We start from the raw sequence: 15,455 nt of genomic DNA on the forward strand, positions 1-15,455 counted from the left end.
AACATAGCCGGATTCCGCCCGGGCGCAAGCCCCTTTCTGCCAAAGGGTTATTCGCCCGCCCCGTCATCCTTTTTCAGCCGCTCGGCGAGGCTGGCCAGCCCGGCAAAGGGGTTGAGGTCGGCCTGCCGCATCGGCGCGACACCCGGTTCGGCAAAGACCGCCTCACCCAGTTCGGCCCCCGGCGCGCGCGGCCAGGCGGGCAGCGCCAGGGCCAGCGCCTCGACCGCGACGGCGGCAATGTCGATCACTTCGGGCAGGGGTTCGCTTTCGTCTTCGGTGATTTCCACCTCATCGCCCTGCGGTGCCGCATAATCGGCCAGATAGCGGCGCAGCACCGGCTCCTCCACCTTGGCGGGCACCGGGGCCAGCGTCACCGAACAGGGCTGCACCGCTTCGGCCACCAGCCGCGCCTCAAGCCGCAGGTCGCGGCGGCCCTCGGGGCGGATTTCGCCGACAAGTTCCAGTGCGGGCAAATCCAGAAGGCCAAGCGCCGCCGCGATCATTTCCCGTGCCGCGCCGTCGGGGCGAAAGGCAAAGCGGGTCGGCTTGCGGCTGGCCAGGGTCGCCACACGAAGCGGCTGGCTGGGCAAAGCGGTTGGCGCGGCGGTTTGCGTGGTCATGGCGGTTCTCCTCGGGGCCGGGATGGCGGCAGGGATGGCGGACAGGATCGGGGCGATCACCGCCCGGCCAAGCAGTGCATTCTTGAACAGAAGCGCGTCCTTCTGTAAGCCCTTGGGACAGAACCAGAGCGGACGCAGGTCCAGCCCCCCGGATAGTGCCGCGACGCGGTGCTTGCAAGGGTGACGGGGCGCTCCGCCAGTGGCGAGTGGGATCGAGGGGCGCAATGGCACGACACGGCATTACTCGGCTTTGCCTGCGGGCCGGGCTATTGGTGGTCCTGCTGGCGGTGGCGGCCTGCACGCCGATCTATCAGAATCACGGCTATGTCCCCTCGGATGAGGAGCTGAAGCTGATCGAGGTCGGCAAGGACAGCCGCGAAACCGTTGCGGCCACGCTGGGCCGGCCTTCCGCCTCGGGGCTTTTGAACGATGTCGGCTGGTTCTATGTGCAAAGCCGCTGGCAGACCCGCGGCGGATTCGAGCCGAAAGAGATCGACCGGCAGGTCGTCTCGATCACCTTCAATGATGAAGGCGTGGTCGAGAATGTCGAACGCTTCGGGCTGGAAGACGGCAAGGTCGTCGCCATCTCGCGCCGGGTGACCAAGCCGAACATCCGCGGCCTGACCTTCCTGCAACAACTCTTCGGCTCGGTCGGCCAGTTGCGCGCCGGCGACATCCTGGATTGACGGCAGACCAAAGGGGCGGAGGGGGCTGCGGATGCAGCCCCTTGGCGGCTGTCACTCTTCCGGCTGAAAGTCCAGCGCGACCCCGTTGATGCAATAGCGCAGCCCGGTGGGGGCAGGCCCGTCAGGGAAGACATGGCCCAGATGCGCGTCGCAGCGGTTGCAATGCACCTCGGTCCGCCGCATGGCAAAGCTGCGATCCTCGGACTCGCCCACGATCTCGCCGTCGATCGGCGCGGTGAAGCTGGGCCAGCCGCACCCCGAATCGAACTTGTCTTCGGCATCGAACAGCGGCGCCCCGCAACACTGGCAGCGGAAGGTGCCCGCCACATCGGGGAAATCGTCATGGGTAAAGGCGCGCTCGGTGCCGTGCTGCCGCGTGACCTTATAGGCCAGATCGGACAGCCGGCTGCGCCACTCGTCGTCGGACAGGATCAGTTTTTCCATCGCACCCTTCCATTGCTGCATCGCGGCGCTTGCAGGGCGGCGCCGACAGCGCCAGAAATAGGGCGGAACGGCCGGGGCGCCAAGGGTTGCCGCAAGTCCGGCCGTTCAACAGCAGGAGAGGCCGGATGCAGGCGCTGGAAACCGGACGGCTGCGCGCAAGGTTGGCCGAAGGATCACAGGACATCGCCCGCGCCCTTGCGCTGCGCCAGATCTGCTTTCGCGGCGCGGGGGCGGGCACGGATGCCGATGCCCATGACGCCGCCTGCCAGCACCTGCTGGTCGAGACGGCGGCGGGTGAGCTGCTGTGCTGCTACCGGCTGCAGGTGATCGCGGGGCCCGCGGGGCTGGAGCAAAGCTATGCGGCGCAGTTCTATGATCTGGCGCCGCTGGCGGCACTGCCCGCCCCGATGATCGAGATGGGCCGCTTCTGCCTCGCCCCGGGCGCCGCGGACCCCGATATCCTGCGGCTGGCCTGGGCCGCGATGACGCGGATCGTCGATGATTGCGGGGCAGGGCTGCTGTTCGGCTGTTCATCCCTGCGTGGCGCGCATCCTGCCGGTCATGCCGCGGCGCTGGCGGTGCTGGCGCATCATGTCGGCCCGCCGCAGCACCGCCCGGGCCGCCGCGCGCCCGAAACGGTGGACCTGCCCGCCGCCGAAGGCCGCGGCACGCCCGCCGCGCTGCCGCCCCTCCTGCGCAGCTACCTGGCGATGGGGGGCTGGGTGTCGGATCATGCGGTGATCGACCGCGACCTTGACACGCTGCATGTCTTCACCGGGGTCGAGATTGCCGCCATCCCGCCCGCCCGCGCTCGGGCGCTGCGGGCGCTGGCCGGTTAGGCGCAAAGCCACTGTAAATTCCTTGCAAGGAATTTGGCCCATGTTGACGCCGCCGCGCGCTGCGCATACCTCGCGGCCATGGCACGCGCACCCCTTCTCCAGCTTTCGCAGATTTCGCTGACCTTCGGCGGCAATCCGGTTTTCGACGGTCTTGACCTTGTGGTTCAGCCGGGGGACCGGGTGGCGCTTGTCGGCCGCAACGGTTCGGGCAAATCCACCTTGATGAAGGTGATGGCCGGGCTGGTCGAGGCCGATCACGGCATCCGTGTCGTCCCGCCCGGGGTCAGTGTCGGCTATATGGAGCAAGACCCCGACCTTTCGGGTTTTGCCACCTTGGGCCATTATGCCTCCTCGGGCCTGTCCGAGGGCGAGGAATACCGCGTGGCCATGGCGGCCGAGGGGCTGAAGTTCGATCCCGAAACCCCGGTCTCCACCGCTTCGGGCGGCGAACGGCGCCGCGCCGCACTGGCCAAGCTGATGGCCGAGGCGCCCGAGCTGATGCTCTTGGACGAGCCGACCAACCATCTGGACATTCAGGCGATCGAGTGGCTTGAGGCGCAGCTTTCCGAAACCCGGCAGGCTTTCGTCCTGATCAGCCACGACCGCGCCTTTCTGCGGGCGCTGACCAAGGCGACGCTCTGGATCGACCGGGGTCAGGTCCGCCGCCGCGAGGCGGGGTTCGAGGGGTTCGAGGATTGGCGCGAAACCATCTGGGCCGAAGAGGATGAGGCGCGCCACAAGCTGGACCGCAAGATCAAGGCCGAGGCGAAATGGGCGGTCGAAGGTATCTCGGCCCGGCGCAAGCGCAATCAGGGCCGGGTGCGGGCGCTGGCGGCCTTGCGGGCAGAACGTGCCAGCCAGATCCGCCGTCAGGGCACGGCGGCGATGGAATTGGACGCCGGCCCCACCTCAGGCCGTAAGGTGATCGAGGCGAAGGGGATTTCAAAGGCTTATGACGACAAGCTCATCCTCAAGGACTTTGACCTGCGGGTGTTGCGCGGCGACCGGGTGGCCTTCGTCGGCCCCAATGGCGTGGGCAAGACCACCTTGCTGAAAATGCTGGTGGGGCAAGAGGCGCCCGACAGCGGCACGGTGACCCTTGGCACCAATCTGGACATCGCGGTCTTTGATCAGAGCCGCGCCCAGCTCGACCCAGAGGCGAGCCTTTGGGAAAACCTGACCGGCGATCCGACGATGAAGGTTTCGGGCGCTTCGGATCAGGTGCTGGTGCGCGGCAATCCGCGCCATGTGGTGGCCTATCTCAAGGATTTCCTCTTTGACGAACGGCAGGCCCGCGCCCCGGTGCGCAGCCTGTCGGGCGGCGAGAAGGCGCGGCTCTTGCTGGCCAAGCTGATGGCGAAACCGTCGAACCTGCTGATTCTGGATGAACCGACCAACGATCTGGACGTGGAAACGCTGGACCTGCTGCAGGATATTCTGGGCGAATATGACGGCACCGTCCTTTTGGTCAGCCACGACCGCGATTTCATCGACCGCGTGGCCAGCCAGACCGTGGCGCTGGAGGGGCGGGGGCGCGCCACCGTCTATCCGGGCGGCTGGTCGGATTATGCCGCCCAGCGCCCCGTGGCCGAGGCGGTTGCGGCTGCGGTTTCGGCGAAATCTGCCCCGGTGGCGGCGCCCGAACCCAAGCGCGCCGAAAGTGGCCTGACCTTTACCGAAAAGAAGCGGCTTGAGGCGCTGCCCGCCGTCATCACCCGGCTTGAGGCGGAAATTGCCAAGCTGACCGAATTCCTCTCCACCCCCGGGCTTTATGAGACGGAACCCGCCAAATTCCGCAAGGGCAGCGAGGGGTTGAGCGAACGGCAGACCCTTCTGGCCGCCGCCGAAGAGGAATGGCTGGATCTGGCCGAGCGTGAAGGCTGAGACTCAGGGGCAGGAATCCGCGGGAACCCGGGGCAGAACGAACACCCGGTCATCGCCGGAGATGCCCGAAACCTCAAGGAAATCGGCCGCCTCGAAGGTCAGGCCGCCGTGCCCGACCTCAAGGCGCAGCGTGCCATCGGCCTTGGGCCAGAGCGTGAACCAGCCGCCATCCCCCTCAAGCTGGCACGAAAGCGCGCCGCCGGTATTCTCGCAGGCGGCGCGGCCCTCATACCGGGTGTTGCTGCCCCGCCGGTATAGCGCCAGCCGCAGCCCCAGAACCGGCGCGTCAAAGGTAGCGGGTTCGGGGCCAAGGGCGATTTCGGCGACGTTCTGCTGCGGGTGGCTGGCCAGATGTCCGGCGCTGTAATGGCGCAGATAGCAGGATGCATCCGAAGGGAAGATCGCATCGCGCGGGCTTTGCGCAAAGGCAGGGGTGGCAAGCAGGCCAAAGACAAGGGCAAGGCGGCGCATGGGAAACCTCCGGGTCTGCGCCAAACCTGCCGCCCGTCGCGCGGCGCGTCCAGTGACAAGAGCCGTCACCAACGCCCCGAAGCGCCGCCACCCGAAGAGCGCCCGCCGCCAAAGCCGCTACTGCCCGAGTCGCCCTGACTGTCGCCCTTGCCGAAACCGCCTGTGCGGATCAGAAGGGTCTCGCGCCGCTCATGCCCGCATGAGGGGCAGCGCGTCAGCCGCCAGCCTTCGCCGGGGGTGGTGGTTCCGGCAATCATCGTCTCGCCCGTCGTCCGCTCAAGCCCGCGATGGCCGCAGGAGGGGCAGCGGGCAAATCGCTGCCATCCGTCGCCGATCCTCTGGCGCAGCGCCAGAAGCAGAACCGCGCCGATCCCAAGCCCAAGAAGCGGCAGCGGCAAGCCTGCATCCGGCACCACTTCGGCGGGCTGACCCGCCGCAAAGGGACGGGCAATGCGGGTGATCACCTGGTCCACCCCGGCCTCGATCCCGGCCTCGATCCTTCCCGCCCGGAACCCGGGCAGAAAGCCCCGGTCGATCGCCGCCTGCGCCGCATTGTCCCAGACCGCATCATAGCCCACCCCCAAAGCCACCCGGATTTCGCGGTCTTCGGTGGCGACAAGGATCAGCACCCCATCATTGCGCGCCTTGTCGCCCACGCCCCAGGCGTTGAAGAGGCCCTTGGCATAGCTGTCGATCCGCATTCCCGCGCCGCCATGGTCGGCCAACCGCGCCATGGTGACCAGCACCACATGGACCCCGGTTTCGTCCCGCGCCGTCTGCAGGCGGTCTTCCAGCCGCGCCGCAGCCTCGGGCGACAGCACCCCGGCCCAATCGTTCACCTTGTCCGACAGTGGCGCGGGATAGTCCTGCGCCAGCGCGGCGAAGGGCATCAGGATCAGCAGGACCAGCGCGCGCAGCATTTACCCCTCCATCAGTTCGGCCACCACTGCCGCAATCACCATGACATCGGCCCGGGTGCAGTCGAATTGCCCGACCTGCACCCGGATCACATAGCGCCCGTCATGGCGCGTCTGCGTCAGGTAAATCCGGCCATCATCGTTGATCCGTGACAAGAGCGCCTCGGTCGCGGCATCCCCCTCCAGCGCGAAGGTAAAGAGCGACAGACGCGGCTCGGTGGTGATGGTCACGCCCGGCAGGGCGCGCAGCGTCTCACAAACCTCTTGCGCCCAGGCCACATGGTTGCGGATCATCCCGCGCAACCCCTCAAGCCCATAGGCGCGCAGGTGGAACCACAGTTTCAGCGCCCGAAAGCGGCGGCCCAGCGGCACGGTCCATTCGTTGAAATTGACGATCTCTTCGCGTCCCGCCGTCTCCAGATATGTCGGGCGCAGGCCAAGGGTTTTCACCTGTGGCCCCGGATCGCGCAGGAACTGCACGGCGCAGTCAAACTGCGCGCCCAGCCATTTATGCGGGTTGAAGACAATGCTGTCGGCCTGTTCCACCCCGGCCCAAAGGGCGCGGAACTCGGGTGCAATCATCGCCGAGCCGGCCCAGGCGGCATCGACATGCACCGGCAGCCCCTCGGCATGGGCAACGGCAATGCAATCGGCAATCCGGTCAAAGGCGCCAACCGAGGTGCCCCCGGCGCAAAGGATCACCCCGGCGGGCAGCATCCCCGCCGCGCGGTCGGCGGCAATTGCGCCCGACAGCGCGCCGGGCTTCATCGACAGGCTGCCATCGGTCGGCACCTTGACCAGATTGGTCTGCCCGATGCCCGCCACCCTTGCGGCCTTGTCCACGCTCGAATGGGTCTCGGCGCTGGCATAAAGCCGCAGCCGGGGCAGGGCGGACAGCCCTTCGGCATTGCCCTGCCAGTTCAGCGCCGCCTCGCGCATGGTCAGTACCGCCGACAGCGTGGCGGTGGTGGCGGAATCGTGGATCGTGCCGGTAAACCCCTCCGGCAGGCCAAGCGCCTGCCGCAGCCAGCCGATCATCACCTGCTCCACCTCGGTCGCGGCGGGCGAGGTCTGCCACAGCATCCCCTGACAGGCCATCGCATTGGCCAGTTGCTCGGCCAGCATCGAGGCGGGTGAGGCATTGGCCGGGAAATAGGCGAAGAAGCGCGGGTGCTGCCAATGGGTCATCGCGCCGGGAACGATCCGCTCGAAATCGGCAAAGATCGCGGCCATGTCTTCGGCGGCCTCCGGTGGCGTCGCAGCAAGCTGCGCCGCGGTGGCGCCCGGCACCAATGGCGCCCGCACCGGACGGTCACGCAGGCCGGCGTGATAGTCGCGCGCCCAGTCGGCGGCGCGTTTCGACCAGTGGTTCAGATCGTCATGGTTCATCGCAGGCTCCCCCTCGGATCAACAATTTAACATGTTAATCATTTATCGCAAGAGGCAGAGCCGGAAGGCCAGGGCTGCAAAGGGTCAGCCAAGGCTGGCCTGCACCTTCTTCGGCAGGCTGGCGCGGATGATCCGGTAGGAGGTTTCCAGCCGCTCGCCCAGTTCGGCCTCATCCACCAAACCCCAGGGCAGGCGCACCCAGCTTGCGTGGAAATAGGGCGCGCGTTCGGCGCGGCCCACCTCGATCAGCAGGCGGGCGGTCTCGACATCGGGGCATTTCACCGACACGCCATGGTCTTCCATCGCGCCCACCACGGCAAAGAGCTTGCCGCCCACCTTCCACGCATCATGCCCGCCGCCCCAAGGGTCGGAGTGAGTGGCGCCGGGCAGGACGGCGCAACGGGCGTTGACGAAAGCGCGGGTCATGCCGCCAGCCTACAGGCAATCGCCGTCCGATCAAGCCACTCGGGCGCGCTCCCAAATATCCCGAGGGGGCAGCGCCCCCTTGTGCCCGCCGCCACAAGCGCAGCTTCAATCCGGTTCGTGCCGGTCCCCCATCAGCCAGCGCGGCCCCGGCCCATGGCGGGCCGCCGCATCGCCGGGATTCCACAGCGCGCATTTGTCCAGCGACAGGCAGCCGCAGCCGATGCAGCCGTCCAGCCTGTCGCGCAGCCCTTCCAGCGCGGCGATGCGGGCGTCGATCTGCACCCGGAACCCGGTGCCGATCCGCGCCCAATCCTGCCGCGAGGGCGGGCGGCCCTGCGGAAGCCCGGCCAGCACCTGCGCAAGTTCGGCCAGAGGAAAGCCCAGGCCCTGCGCGATGCGCACGAACGACAGCCGCCGGATGTCGCTGCGGTCATAGCGGCGATGCCCGCCGGCATTGCGCAAGGGCGCCAGCAGACCCAGCGTTTCGTAATGCCTTATGGCGGGCACCGACAGCCCGGTGCGCGCGGCCAGATCGCCGATGGAAAGTCCGCGGGTCATCCATGTCCCTTGATCTCAAGTGCGCTTGAGATTCCACAAAAGAGGCCATGACCCCGAATCGCAAGACAAATCGCAAGGCAAAAGGAGCCGCGACCATGGCATTTCTGGAACACGTCAACCTGACCGTCCCCGACCCCGAGGCGACCGCCGCCCGGTTGCAGCGCCTCTTCGGCTGGCAGACCCGCTGGCAGGGTGGGTCGATCTATGGCGGACGCTCGGTGCATGTGGGCACCAAGGACCAGTATCTGGCGCTTTACCGCGGGCAGGGCGCGCAAGGCGGCCCGCCAGACAGCTATACCACGGCGGGCGAGCTGAACCATCTGGCGGTGGTGGTCGATGACCTCGACGCCACCGAAGCGCGTGTCAAGGCCGAGGGGATCGAGACGCATTCTCATGCCGATTACGAACCCGGTCGCCGCTTTTACTTCCGCGACCCCGATGGCGTAGAATATGAGATTGTGAGCTATACCTGACACCCCACGCGGGCCTTGCGCTGCGCCGGGCCCGCGTGATAGCCAAGCCAGCATGACGAAACGCTGCATCATCGGCACCTGCTGCATTACCTGCTGACCATTGGTCGCGCGGGCGCATTCGTCATTCCTCCGGAAGACCGAACTTGCTAGACCCGCGCCGGGAAGGGCGTGCCTGAGGCTGCTTTGGGGGAAGACATGAAAATCCGGCTGCACAACTCCAAGACGCGGATGAAGGAAGACTTCACCCCGATCGACGACAAGAACGTGCGGATGTATGTCTGCGGCCCCACGGTCTATGACCGCGCCCATCTGGGCAACGGCCGCCCGGTGGTGGTGTTCGACACGCTCTATCGGCTGCTGCGGCATGTCTATGGGGCAGATCATGTCACCTATGTCCGCAACTTCACCGATGTGGATGACAAGATCAACGCCACAGCTTTGGCCCGCCAGAAGGCAGGTGCTGCGGGTTCTCTGGAGGACCTGATCCACGAGCGGACCGAGGAAACCATCGGCTGGTATCACGCCGACATGGATGCTTTGGGCGCGCTGCGGCCCGATCACGAGCCGCGTGCGACCGAGTTCATCGGCGCGATGATCGCGATGATCGAGGGGCTGATTGCCGGCGGTCATGCCTATGAGGCGGCGGGACATGCCCTGTTCCGCGTGCGCTCCTACAAGGAGTATGGCGCGCTCTCGGGCCGGTCGGTCGATGACATGATCGCCGGCGCCCGGGTGGAGGTCGCGCCCATCAAGGAAGACCCGATGGATTTCGTGCTGTGGAAGCCATCGTCCGACGAGGAACCGGGCTGGGACAGCCCTTGGGGCCGGGGGCGGCCCGGCTGGCATATCGAATGCTCGGCGATGGCCGACAAGCTCTTGTGGGAAGACCTTAAGGAAAAACTTTCAGTCGAAGCGCAGCGACATTCGCACGAATTCGACATTCACGGCGGCGGCCTTGACCTGCAATTCCCCCACCACGAAAACGAAATCGCCCAAAGCTGCTGCGCGCATCCCGGTTCTGGCTTTGCCAAGGTCTGGATGCACAACGAGATGCTGCAGGTCGAGGGCAAGAAGATGTCCAAGAGCTTGGGGAATTTCTTTACGGTAAGGGATTTGCTGGATCAGGGCGTGCCGGGTGAGGTGATAAGGTTCGTTTACCTCTCCACCCATTACCGCAGCCCGATGGACTGGACGGCGGAGAAGGCGGCACAAGCAAAGCAGACATTGATAAAATGGTATCGGCAAGTCGGCTTGTCCAAGAACGATACAGAGCCATATCGACCGGTTGTCGATGCTCTTGGTGATGATCTGAATACCCATGAGGCCATTACACAATGCCATGCATTGTCGAATGCTGGTGATGCCTCGGCATTGCGCGGCAGCCTTCACCTTCTGGGCTTCATGGACAACGGCGTGCCCGATTGGACGCGCGTGAAGGGATTTTCGGATGCCGAGACCGGGCTGATCCGCGATCTCTTGCAGAAGCGTGACCGAGCCAAGGCGAGGAAGGACTGGGCGGCGGCTGATCGCATTCGTGACGGGCTGAGGGCCGCTGGCGTCGCCGTAAAGGATATGAAAGACGCCGAGCCGGAGTTCGAACGGCTCGAAGAGTTTGACGTGAACCTGCTCGATGCGTTGTGGGGAGAGTAGGATGGAACGCCTTTACCTATTCGACACCACGCTGCGCGACGGGCAGCAGACGCAGGGCGTGCAGTTCTCGGCCGCCGAAAAGCGCCAGATCGCCCTGGCGCTGGATGCGCTTGGCGTCGATTATGTCGAGGGCGGCTGGCCCGGCGCCAACCCCACCGACAGCGAGTTCTTTGCCGAGGCGCCGCCCTTGCGCGCCACGATGACCGCCTTCGGTATGACGAAACGGGTGGGCCGCTCTGCCGAGAATGACGATGTTCTGGCGGCGGTCCTCAATGCCGAAACGCCCGCCGTCTGTCTTGTCGGCAAGACGCATGAATTTCACGTCACCACCGCCCTTGGCGTGACCCTTGAGGAAAACCGCGAGGCGATCCGCGCCTCCATCGCCCATCTGGTCGCCAAGGGCCGCGAGGCGATGCTGGATGCCGAGCATTTCTTTGACGGCTACCGCGCCAATCCCGGCTATGCGCTGGATTGCCTGCGCGCCGCGCTGGATGAGGGTGCCCGCTGGGTGGTCCTGTGCGACACTAACGGCGGCACGCTGCCCTCTGAAGTGGGCCGCGTGGTGGCGGAGGTGATTGCCTCGGGTATTCCGGGCGACCGGCTGGGCATCCATTGCCATGACGACACCGGCAATGCCGTGGCCAATTCGCTGGCGGCGGTCGAGGCGGGATGCCGGCAGGTGCAGGGCACGCTGAATGGCTTGGGCGAACGCTGCGGCAATGCCAATCTGGTGACGCTGATCCCGACGCTTCTGCTGAAAGAACCCTATGCCAGCCGGTTTGACACCGGCGTCAGCCATCACGCGCTGGCAGGGCTCTTGAAAACCAGCCGGATGCTGGACGATATCCTGAACCGCGTGCCGTTGCGGGCGGCGCCTTATGTCGGCGCCAGCGCCTTTGCCCATAAGGCGGGCCTTCATGCCAGCGCGATCCTGAAAGACCCGACCACCTACGAACATATCCCGCCCGAGGCGGTCGGCAATGCCCGCGTCATCCCGATGAGCAATCAGGCCGGGCAATCGAACCTGCGCGCAAGGCTCGCCAGCGCGGGCATCGAGGTGGAGCCGAAGGACCCCCGCCTTGGCCGCATCCTTGAAATCATCAAGGAGCGCGAGGATCAGGGTTACGCCTATGACGGCGCTCAGGCCAGCTTTGAACTTTTGGCGCGGCGGGAACTGGGGCTTTGCCCGGACTTCTTCGAGGTCAAGCGCTACCGCGTCACGGTGGAACGCCGCAAGAACAAGTATGACCGGATGATCAGCCTGTCCGAAGCAGTGGTCGTGGTGAAAATCGGTGACCGCAAGATGATGTCGGTCAGCGACAGCATGGACGAAACCGGCGGCGACCGTGGCCCGGTCAACGCGCTGGCCAAGGCGCTGGCCAAGGATCTCGGCCCCTATCAGACCTGCATCGACGATATGAAACTGGTGGATTTCAAGGTGCGCATCACCAATGGCGGCACCGAAGCGGTGACGCGGGTCATCATCGACAGCGAAGACGGGCAGGGCCGCCGCTGGTCCACCGTCGGCGTGTCGCCCAACATCGTGGATGCCAGTTTTGAGGCGCTGCTGGATGCCATCACCTGGAAACTGATCCGCGACATTGGTGCCCCGGCATGACATGGACCGCGCCCGGATGGCAGGACTGCGCCGATCTGGTGCAGAAGGGCGACCCCGACCGTTTCGCGGCGCTGATGGCGGCGCGGCCGCCGGCGCGTCCGGCGCTGGCGGTGCTTTATGCCTACAATCTGGAACTGGCCCGCGCGCCCTGGGCCAGCAAGGAACCGATGATCGCCGAAATGCGGCTGCAATGGTGGGTCGATGTGGTCGCCGAACCCACGCCCCGCGCCCATGAGGTGGCCGGTCCGCTTCATGCCCTGATCCGCGATTGTGCGCTGCCGGTGGCGGCCTTGCAGGCCATGGCCGAGGCCCGTCGCTGGGATGTCTGGAGCGAGGCTTTTGCCGATCCGGCGGCGTTTCAGAGCTATCTCGACGCCACATCAGGCGCGCTGATGGCGTTGTCTGTGCAGGCGCTGGGGGGCGATGCTGCGGCGGTCGCTGTGGCGCGGCAATTCGGCGCCGCCGCCGGGCTGGCCGGGTTCCTGCGCGCGGTTCCGGCACTTGAAGCGCGGGGGCGGCTGCCGCTGGTGGACGGTCGGCCTGCTGCGGTGCAGGCGCTGGCCCGGGCGGGGCTGTTGCAACTTCACGCCGCAAGGCAAGGCCGGGCGGCGCTGCGCGGGCTGCCACAAGAGGCGCTGCTGGCCGGTTGGCAGACTGAGAGCCTGCTGCGGCTCGCGGCAAGCGACCCAATGGCCGTCGCCGAAGACCGACTGACCCTGTCCGAGTTCCGCCGCCGCGGCTCCCTGCTCTGGCAGGCGCTCAGCGGCCGCTGGTAATCCGCGCCCTTTTCATCTGTCTGAAAATATCCCACGGGGGTCCGGGGGTGTGAAACCCCCGGTCCGACCCCGGCCAAAAGCGCAACGCCAGGGATTCTAGCGCGTTTCCTTCGGCCGCAGCATCAGCCAGATCAGCGCGCCCCCAGCGAGGATCAGGAACGGCGTCATCGCCAGGTTCACCGCCTGCCAGCCCGCCTGCACCGATCCGCCGGAACAGTTCATCAACCCACCCGACGACAGGCTGGCCAGCGTCACCCCGCCGAACACGATCAGGTCGTTCAGCCCCTGCAACCGGCCACGCTCTTCGGGCGCCTGCGCTGCGGTCAGCATCGCCGTGGCGCCGATGAAGCCGAAGTTCCAGCCGATCCCCAACAGGATCAGCGCGAGATAGAAATTCTCCAGATCAACCCCGGCCAGCGCCACCCCTCCGGCTCCTGCCAGAATGAAGAGGCCGATCGCCACCACCCGCTCGGCCCCCAGCCGGGCAATCACATGGCCGGTAATGAAGGACGGCGCATACATGGCCAGCACATGGCCCGTCACGATATTGGCCGCATCCGAGGTCTGGAACCCGCAGCCCACCACCGCCAGCGGCGAAGAGGTCATCACCAGATTCATCAGCGCATAAGAGACCGTGGCGCAGATCATCGCCACCGCGATCACCGGGGTTTTGATCAGTTCCATCCGGCTGCGGCCCTGAGCGGCGCCGGGCGCTGGCGGGCGCGGCTTGGGGATTTTCAGCCAGATGAACAGCAGCACACCGACCGCATTCAGCGCGACCACCGCCAGATAGCTGCCAAGGAAGGGCACCACCATCGCCTCGGCGGTCGCCTTCACCAGTTGCGGGCCGAAGACGGCCGACAGCAGCCCCCCCGCCATCACCCAGGAAATCGCCTTGGGCCGGAAGGCGGGGCTTGCGGTATCGGCGGCGGCAAAGCGGTAAAAGCCCTGCGCGCTCATATAGATGCCGGTAAACAACCCGCCCAGCACGAACAGCCAGAAACTGGACCACAACAGCCCCAGCGCCCCCAGCAGCGCCCCGGTGGCGCCGCCCATGGCCCCCACCACGAAACCCGCCTGCCGCCCGAACCGCGTCATGAAGGCGGAAATCGGCGTCGCGGTCAGCATCGAGCCCAGAACGGCCGCCGAGATTGGCAGCGTCGCCCAGCAGGGGTTGGGCGCCAATGACTGGCCTGCAAGACCGGCAATGGTGAAGATGATGGGCATCTGCGCCCCCAGCACCGCCTGCGCGGCAACAAGGACCAGAACATTGCGGCGGGCGAGGCGGTCGTCTACGTCTTGCATGATGCGCAAGGCGTAGACCCACGCCCGCAGGGCAGCAAGGGCAAAAGAGGAAACCATGTTCGGACGGATCATACAGACCGATGCCTGCGTGGCCGAAGGCGCCGCATGGCTGGCCGGGCAGGATGCCCGGTTTGCCGCGGCGCTGGCGCTGACCGGGCCCTTGCCGCTGCGCCGGCAGGAAGACGGCTTCACCGCGCTTCTCGATGCCATCGTCGGCCAGCAGGTTTCCGTCGCTTCGGCCGATGCGATCTGGAAACGGCTTGAGGCGGCGGGGCTGACCGGACAGGACGCCATGGCGGCAGCCAGCGACGAAGACCTGCGCGCGGCGGGCCTTTCCCGGCAGAAGGCCCGCTATGGCAGGGCGCTGGCGCAATCGGGCATCGACTTTGCCGCGCTGCGCGACATGCCCGATGCGCAGGTGGTCAAGGTGCTGACGGCGGTGCCCGGCATCGGCCTCTGGACCGCCGAGATTTATGCGATGTTCGCGCTGGGGCGAGCCGATGTCTTCGCCCCCGGTGATCTTGCCCTGCAAGAGGGGGCGCGGCACCTCTTCGGTCTGCCCGACCGGCCCACCGAACGCGCCCTGCGCACCATGGCCGAAGACTGGAGCCCCTGGCGTGCCGTTGCGGCGCGTGCGCTTTGGGCCTACTACCGGGTGATCCGGTCAAGAGAGGGCATCCGATGACGCGAGAACTGAAATTCGGCCGCAAAGCCGCCCGCTCGGGCAAGACGCGCAGCCTTGTGGTGTTCCTGCACGGCTATGGCGCCGATGGGGCCGACCTTCTGGGTCTGGCCGATCCCTTGGCGCCGCACCTGCCCGATACGGTCTTTGTCGCCCCCGACGCGCCCGAGCCCTGTGCCGGCAACCCGATGGGGCGGCAATGGTTCGGCATCCCCTGGATGGACGGCACGCCCGAGGAAGAGGCCAAGGCCGGGGGGGCCCGTTCGGCCGAAGACCTCAACGCCTTCCTTGACGCCCGCCTTGTGGCCGAGGGCCTTGGCCCCGAGGCGCTGGCGCTGGTCGGTTTTTCGCAGGGCGCGATGATGAGCCTGCATGTCGCCCCCCGCCGCGCCCCGGCCGTGGCAGCGGTGGTGGCGATTTCCGGCCGGCTGCTTGCCCCGGAATTGTTGGGCGAGGTGAAAACCCGCCCGCCGGTCATGCTGATCCATGGCGACCGTGACCCGGTGGTGCCCTTTGCCGAAATGGACCGCGCCGCCGAGGCGCTGGCGGCGGCGGGGTTCGACGTCTACGGCCATATCATGGAAGGCACGCCGCATGGCATCGCGCCGGATGGGTTGAGCGTGACTATGCAGTTCCTGAAAGAACAGCTTCCGGGCTGAACCCCGGGGCCGGGCGCGAAAAATTTTCGGCGAAAATTTTTCCTGCCGCCCCCCGGAG

17 protein-coding genes are annotated in these 15,455 nt (G+C 66.6%); 9 read left to right on the forward strand and 8 right to left on the reverse strand.

The features are described from left to right. Positions 1–47: 47 nt before the first annotated feature. Entirely contained in the window at positions 48–620 is a 573-nt protein-coding gene (locus HS053_RS15975; protein WP_174212268.1) for a YceD family protein, read from the reverse strand. A 224-nt stretch (positions 621–844) separates the two neighbouring features. On the opposite strand from HS053_RS15975, the gene HS053_RS15980 reads away from it, so the two are divergent. Continuing rightward, positions 845–1,306 carry an outer membrane protein assembly factor BamE gene (locus HS053_RS15980; protein ID WP_174212269.1) on the forward strand — a complete coding sequence of 154 codons (462 nt, stop codon included), beginning with the start codon at positions 845–847 and terminating at the stop codon, positions 1,304–1,306. Between the two features lie 51 nt (positions 1,307–1,357). Here the strand turns inward: HS053_RS15980 and msrB are convergent, their stop codons facing one another. After that, a complete protein-coding gene (gene msrB / locus HS053_RS15985; RefSeq protein ID WP_174212270.1) occupies positions 1,358–1,750 on the reverse strand; it encodes a peptide-methionine (R)-S-oxide reductase MsrB in 393 nt (130 codons plus the stop codon). A gap of 125 nt (positions 1,751–1,875) precedes the next feature. On the opposite strand from msrB, the gene HS053_RS15990 reads away from it, so the two are divergent. Both HS053_RS15990 and HS053_RS15995 read left to right on the forward strand, forming a co-directional pair. Continuing rightward, positions 1,876–2,589: a GNAT family N-acetyltransferase gene (locus HS053_RS15990; protein ID WP_174212271.1), complete on the forward strand. Its 714-nt coding sequence runs from the start codon at positions 1,876–1,878 to the stop codon at positions 2,587–2,589. A 78-nt stretch (positions 2,590–2,667) separates the two neighbouring features. Beyond that, positions 2,668–4,473, forward strand: coding sequence for an ABC-F family ATP-binding cassette domain-containing protein (locus tag HS053_RS15995; RefSeq protein WP_174212272.1), 1,806 nt, complete (start codon positions 2,668–2,670; stop codon positions 4,471–4,473). A 3-nt stretch (positions 4,474–4,476) separates the two neighbouring features. Here HS053_RS15995 and HS053_RS16000 read toward each other — a convergent pair whose 3' ends face one another. From HS053_RS16000 to soxR, 5 genes are all read right to left on the reverse strand, one after another. Next, positions 4,477–4,944: a hypothetical protein gene (locus HS053_RS16000; RefSeq protein WP_174212273.1), complete on the reverse strand. Its 468-nt coding sequence runs from the start codon at positions 4,942–4,944 to the stop codon at positions 4,477–4,479. Positions 4,945–5,009: 65 nt separating this feature from the next. After that, positions 5,010–5,864: a TPM domain-containing protein gene (locus HS053_RS16005; protein WP_174212274.1), complete on the reverse strand. Its 855-nt coding sequence runs from the start codon at positions 5,862–5,864 to the stop codon at positions 5,010–5,012. Beyond that, complete coding sequence (locus HS053_RS16010; protein ID WP_174212275.1) at positions 5,865–7,250, reverse strand: pyridoxal phosphate-dependent decarboxylase family protein; 1,386 nt, start codon at positions 7,248–7,250, stop codon at positions 5,865–5,867. An 84-nt stretch (positions 7,251–7,334) separates the two neighbouring features. Next, positions 7,335–7,676 carry an MmcQ/YjbR family DNA-binding protein gene (locus tag HS053_RS16015; RefSeq protein ID WP_174212276.1) on the reverse strand — a complete coding sequence of 114 codons (342 nt, stop codon included), beginning with the start codon at positions 7,674–7,676 and terminating at the stop codon, positions 7,335–7,337. A gap of 105 nt (positions 7,677–7,781) precedes the next feature. Beyond that, complete coding sequence (gene soxR / locus HS053_RS16020) at positions 7,782–8,234, reverse strand: redox-sensitive transcriptional activator SoxR (protein WP_174212277.1); 453 nt, start codon at positions 8,232–8,234, stop codon at positions 7,782–7,784. A gap of 95 nt (positions 8,235–8,329) precedes the next feature. On the opposite strand from soxR, the gene HS053_RS16025 reads away from it, so the two are divergent. The 4 genes from HS053_RS16025 (at position 8,330) to HS053_RS16040 (ending at position 12,751) form a co-directional block, all read left to right on the forward strand. Continuing rightward, positions 8,330–8,707, forward strand: coding sequence for a VOC family protein (locus tag HS053_RS16025; protein WP_174212278.1), 378 nt, complete (start codon positions 8,330–8,332; stop codon positions 8,705–8,707). Positions 8,708–8,902: 195 nt separating this feature from the next. After that, a complete protein-coding gene (gene cysS, locus HS053_RS16030) occupies positions 8,903–10,357 on the forward strand; it encodes a cysteine--tRNA ligase (protein ID WP_174212279.1) in 1,455 nt (484 codons plus the stop codon). Position 10,358: 1 nt separating this feature from the next. Beyond that, positions 10,359–11,975 carry a citramalate synthase gene (gene cimA / locus HS053_RS16035; RefSeq protein WP_241699893.1) on the forward strand — a complete coding sequence of 539 codons (1,617 nt, stop codon included), beginning with the start codon at positions 10,359–10,361 and terminating at the stop codon, positions 11,973–11,975. Next, complete coding sequence (locus HS053_RS16040) at positions 11,972–12,751, forward strand: phytoene/squalene synthase family protein (RefSeq protein WP_174212281.1); 780 nt, start codon at positions 11,972–11,974, stop codon at positions 12,749–12,751. Before cimA ends, HS053_RS16040 begins: the two co-directional genes overlap by 4 nt. 96 nt (positions 12,752–12,847) lie before the next feature. Here the strand turns inward: HS053_RS16040 and HS053_RS16045 are convergent, their stop codons facing one another. Continuing rightward, positions 12,848–14,056, reverse strand: a complete 1,209-nt coding sequence (locus HS053_RS16045; RefSeq protein WP_174212282.1) for an MFS transporter — start codon at positions 14,054–14,056, stop codon at positions 12,848–12,850. 55 nt (positions 14,057–14,111) lie between these two features. Here HS053_RS16045 and HS053_RS16050 point away from each other — a divergent pair, with 55 nt between their 5' ends. Both HS053_RS16050 and HS053_RS16055 read left to right on the forward strand, forming a co-directional pair. Next, positions 14,112–14,741: a DNA-3-methyladenine glycosylase family protein gene (locus tag HS053_RS16050; RefSeq protein WP_174212283.1), complete on the forward strand. Its 630-nt coding sequence runs from the start codon at positions 14,112–14,114 to the stop codon at positions 14,739–14,741. Further along, positions 14,738–15,397, forward strand: a complete 660-nt coding sequence (locus HS053_RS16055) for an alpha/beta hydrolase (protein WP_174212284.1) — start codon at positions 14,738–14,740, stop codon at positions 15,395–15,397. Before HS053_RS16050 ends, HS053_RS16055 begins: the two co-directional genes overlap by 4 nt. Positions 15,398–15,455 lie beyond the last annotated feature (58 nt).

Source organism: Tabrizicola fusiformis (assembly GCF_013328815.1).
Classification (GTDB): domain Bacteria; phylum Pseudomonadota; class Alphaproteobacteria; order Rhodobacterales; family Rhodobacteraceae; genus Fuscibacter.